We start from the raw sequence: 4513 nt of genomic DNA, 5'->3' as shown, positions 1-4513 counted from the left end.
AGTTTGCTCCCTCGCCACAAAAGCGGAGTGTGCCCGCTCAGTTCGCGTCAGCAAGAATCCGCTCTAGTGTTCGTGTCACGCCTTGCTCGCGCAAGCTGTTGCAGCACCATTCGAATGCTGCCACGAACTCGGCCGAACGGGGGATGGCCGTGCCAAAAATTTCTTCCACTGCAAGCATTCTCTGGGTCACCAGCGCGTCGTCGGCCACCAGCGCCTGGCAGAACGCCGCACGTGGGTCAGGGATCGAATAGGTCGTGCCGTTTTCATCTACCCCTTTGAGGTAAACCGCCCAGGCCGCCACTACCAGCGCCGCGCGGCGGGTCTGGCCGCCGTCGGCGATCAGGCGGTTGATGGTCGGCACGGTGAATTTGGGAAATTTCGACGAGCCATCCGAACACACCCGTTCCAACTGGTCGGCGATCGCCTGGTTGGAGAAGCGCTCCACCAGGGTGTCCTTGTACTCCGTCAGGTCGATGCCCGGCACGGGCGACAGTTGTGGCGTCACGTCCAGGTCCATGTAGGCGCGGATGTAACGCACGAACAACGGGTCGTTCATGGTTTCATGGACGAACCGATAGCCCTTGAGGAAACCCAGGTACGTCAACGCGAGATGGCTGCCGTTGAGCAGCTTGATCTTCATCTCTTCATAGGGTGAAACGTCATCGGTGAACTGCACGCCGACCTTCTCCCAGGCCGGGCGACCATTGACGAACCTGTCCTCCAGCACCCATTGCACAAAGGGTTCGCACACCACTGGCCAAGCGTCGTCGATGCCATGCTCGTCGTGCAGCTGCAAGCGGTGGGCGCTGCTGGTCATCGGGGTGATGCGATCGACCATGGCGTTGGGAAAGCTCACGTTCTGCTCGATCCATTGTTTCAGTTCGGGGTCTCGCAACGCGGCAAACGCCAGCAGCGCCTTGCGCGTGACGGCGCCGTTGTGGGGCAGGTTATCGCAGGACATCAGGGTGAACGCCGGCGTCCCCATAGCCCGGCGTTTGGCCAGCGCGGCGCAGAGGAAACCGAACAGGGTCTGCGGTTCGTCCGGATGGGCCAGGTCGTGCTGGATCTGCGGCAGCTGAGACATGAATTCGCCGTTGCTGTCGTCGATGCAATAACCGCCCTCGGTGATGGTCAGCGAGACGATGCGGATCTGCGGGTCGGCCAGTTTGTCGATCAATGCCTGGACGCTGTCCTCGGCGAGCAGCATGTCGGTGATAGCTCCGATCACGCGGACTTCGGTGTCATCGGTATCGCCCAGTTCATACAGGGTGAACAGGTAGTCCTGGCCGGCCAGATCATCCCGGGCCCGGCGGTCTTCGGCGCGCAGACCGACGCCGCAGATCGCCCAGTCGAGGCCTTCGCCGGTGTTCATCAACGCGTCGGTGTAATACGCCTGGTGCGCACGGTGGAAACCGCCGACGCCGATATGGGCGATGCCCTGGCGGCGGTCGCCCAGGCTGTAGGCGGGCAGGGCAACCCCGGCGGTGAGGTTATGCAGGTTCTGTCGGTTGAGTTTCATCGCAAATCTCGGCAATCAGGCGGCAGCGCGCAGCGCGCGGGAAACCGCAACGCCCTCGGCATCGAATAAGTGGCAGTACTCGGCGTCCAGGTGCAGCTCCAGTTGCTCGCCGAAACGGCTCGCCAGGTCACCACGCACGCGCATGGTCAGGGCTTCGCCGGAGGTGGTGACGACGTGGCAGAAGGTGTCGCTGCCCAGGCGTTCGCTGACGTCCGCGGTGACCCGCAGCGTGCAATCGCCCGGTTGCGCCAGGTTCAGGTGTTCCGGACGAATCCCCAGGGTGACCGCGCCACCGACGCTCAGGTTGGCACCGCTGCGTGGCAGGCTGATGCGGGTGCCGGCGTCCAGCAGCACTTCACATCCCTGGCCGTCCAGGCCGGTGACCTTGCCCTTGAGAAAACCCATCTTCGGCGTGCCGAGGAACCCGGCGACGAACAGGTTGGCTGGCTGGTGATACAGCTCCAGCGGCGAGCCGACCTGCTCGATGCGCCCGCCGTTGAGCACCACCACCTTGTCGGCCAGGGTCATTGCCTCGACCTGGTCGTGGGTCACGTAGATCATGGTCGCCTGCAATTCCTTGTGCAGACGCGCCAGTTCCAGGCGCATCTGCACGCGCAGGGCGGCGTCGAGGTTCGACAAGGGCTCGTCGAACAGGAAGATTTTCGGGTTGCGCACGATGGCCCGGCCGATCGCCACGCGCTGGCGCTGACCGCCGGACAGTTGCTTGGGCTTGCGCTCCAGCATCGGCCCCAGTTCGAGGATGCGCGCCGCTTCGTTGACTTTCTTTTCCACCTCGGCCTTGGGCACACCGGCGAGGTCGAGGGCGAAGGACATGTTCTTGCGCACGCTCATGTGCGGGTACAGGGCATAGGTCTGGAACACCATCGCCAGGTCGCGCTTGGCCGGGCTGACTTCGGTGATGTCCCGGCCGTCCAGCTCGATGGTGCCGTCGCTGACTTCTTCCAGGCCGGCGATCAGCCGCAGCAGGGTCGACTTGCCGCAGCCCGAGGGGCCGACGAAGACCACGAATTCGCGGTCGTTCACTTCAAGGTCGATGCCCTTGATGATGGAGAAGCCTTCGAAGCCTTTTTGCAGATTCTTGATTTTCAGGTTGGCCATGATGATGGGCCTCCACTTCTGATAACTGGGTAGGGCGCGTTACTTCACCGCGCCGAAGGACAAACCGCGCACCAGCTGTTTCTGGCTGATCCAGCCGAAAATCAGGATCGGCGCGCACGCCAGGGTCGAGACGGCGGACAACTTGGCCCAGAACAGACCTTCGGGGCTGGAATACGAGGCGATCAGCGCCGTCAGCGGCGCGGCTTTGGATGAGGTGAGGTTCAGCGACCAGAACGCCTCGTTCCAGCACAGGATCAGCGACAGCAACACGGTGGACGCCAGACCGCCCTTGGCGATCGGCAGCAGCACGCGGACCATTTCCTGCCACAGCGTGGCGCCATCCAGACGTGCCGCTTCGAGGATGTCGCGAGGGATGTCCTTGAAGTAGGTGTAGATCATCCAGACCACGATGGGCAGGTTGATCAGGGTATAGATGATGATCAGCGCGAGGCGCGTGTCCAGCAGGCCGAACTGCTTGGCCAGCAGATAGATCGGCATCAGCACGCCCACCGGCGGCAGCATTTTGGTGGAGAGCATCCACAGCAGCGTGCCCTTGGTGCGCTGGGTTTCGTAAAACGCCATGGAGTAGGCAGCCGGTACCGCGATCAGCAGGCACAGGGCGGTGGCGCTGAAGGAAATCACCACCGAGTTCCAGGCGAAGCTGAAGTAGTTGCTGCGCTCGTTGATGTGCAGGTAGTTCTCCAGCGTCGGCGCGAAGATGAACTGCGGCGGCGTGGCGAAGGCGTCGATTTCAGTCTTGAAGCTGGTCAGCACCATCCAGAAGATCGGAAAGAAGATCAGGATCGCGATGGCCCAGGCCAGCGTGCCCAGCAGCAGGCTTTGCAGGCGACGGGATTGTTGAAGAGTCATGGCCATGGCCTCAATGCTTGTCGGTGAGGTTTTTGCCGATCATCCGGACCAGGATGATGGCAGCGATGTTGGCGATCACCACGGCGATCAGGCCACCGGCGGACGCCATGCCGACGTCGAACTGCACCAGCGCCTGGTTGTAGATCAGGTAGGCGAGGTTGGTGGAGGCGTAGCCGGGGCCACCGTTGGTGGTGGTGAAGATCTCGGCGAACACCGACAGCAGGAAAATCGTCTCGATCATCAGCACCACGGCAATCGGACGCGCCAGGTGCGGCAGGGTCAGGTGCCAGAAAATCGCGATCGGCCCGGCACCGTCCAGGCGCGCGGCTTCTTTCTGTTCCTGGTCGAGGGACTGCATGGCGGTCATCAGGATCAGGATCGCGAAGGGCAGCCATTGCCACGACACGATGATGATGATCGACAGCAACGGGTAATGCGCCAGCCAGTCCACCGGCTGGGCACCGAAGAGCTTCCACACCGAGGCGAGGATGCCGGAGACCGGATGGAAAATCAGGTTCTTCCAGATCAACGCGCCGACGGTGGGCATGATGAAGAATGGCGAGATCAGCAACACCCGCACGATACCGCGACCGAAAAACTCGCTGGCCTCCAGCAACGCGCTGATCAACACGCCGAGGACGATGCTGATCAGCAGCACGCTGCCCACCAGCAGCAAGGTATTGGTGGCACCGGGCATGAAGCCCGAGTCGGTCAGGAAGTAAGTGAAGTTCTCCAGCCCGACGAATTCGTTTTCGCCGGGGTAGAGCAGGTTGTAGCGGATCATCGAGAAATAGACGGTCATGCCCAGCGGCACGATCATCCACAGCAGCAACAAGGCGACCGAAGGGCTGACCAGGAACCAGCCGGGGTTGGCCAGGCGGATCTTGCGGGCTGGCGGGACTATTTCGATGGGGGCTTTGACTGTTGTCGTTGAAGTATTCATGGCATTGAACCGATTTTATGCAGACCTACAAAAATCCATTGTGGGAGCGAGCCTGCTCGCGA

At 62.0% G+C, this 4513-nt stretch carries 4 protein-coding genes; all 4 read right to left on the bottom strand.

The annotated features are described in order from the left end of the window. Positions 1-37: 37 nt before the first annotated feature. The 4 genes from ACE04F_RS21570 to ACE04F_RS21555 are packed head-to-tail and all read right to left on the bottom strand — an operon-like array spanning position 38 to position 4451. Positions 38-1519: a mannitol dehydrogenase family protein gene (locus ACE04F_RS21570; RefSeq protein WP_486109845.1), complete on the bottom strand. Its 1482-nt coding sequence runs from the start codon at positions 1517-1519 to the stop codon at positions 38-40. A 15-nt stretch (positions 1520-1534) separates the two neighbouring features. Then, complete coding sequence (locus ACE04F_RS21565; protein ID WP_486109844.1) at positions 1535-2638, bottom strand: ABC transporter ATP-binding protein; 1104 nt, start codon at positions 2636-2638, stop codon at positions 1535-1537. A gap of 39 nt (positions 2639-2677) precedes the next feature. Continuing rightward, complete coding sequence (locus tag ACE04F_RS21560) at positions 2678-3508, bottom strand: carbohydrate ABC transporter permease (protein WP_014338173.1); 831 nt, start codon at positions 3506-3508, stop codon at positions 2678-2680. A gap of 10 nt (positions 3509-3518) precedes the next feature. Next, positions 3519-4451: a carbohydrate ABC transporter permease gene (locus ACE04F_RS21555; RefSeq protein ID WP_486109843.1), complete on the bottom strand. Its 933-nt coding sequence runs from the start codon at positions 4449-4451 to the stop codon at positions 3519-3521. Positions 4452-4513 lie beyond the last annotated feature (62 nt).

The organism is Pseudomonas sp. AGC41 (assembly GCF_057334555.1).
The sequence above is the reverse complement of the archived record's forward strand: the minus strand, read 5'-3'. Positions and strand labels throughout refer to the sequence as shown.

Coding starts and splice junctions, on each gene's coding strand:
- ACE04F_RS21570 (WP_486109845.1), bottom strand. CDS start 1,519: ATGAAACTCAACCGACAGAACCTGCATAACCTCACCGCCGGGGTTGCC.
- ACE04F_RS21560 (WP_014338173.1), bottom strand. CDS start 3,508: ATGACTCTTCAACAATCCCGTCGCCTGCAAAGCCTGCTGCTGGGCACG.
- ACE04F_RS21555 (WP_486109843.1), bottom strand. CDS start 4,451: ATGAATACTTCAACGACAACAGTCAAAGCCCCCATCGAAATAGTCCCG.
- ACE04F_RS21565 (WP_486109844.1), bottom strand. CDS start 2,638: ATGGCCAACCTGAAAATCAAGAATCTGCAAAAAGGCTTCGAAGGCTTC.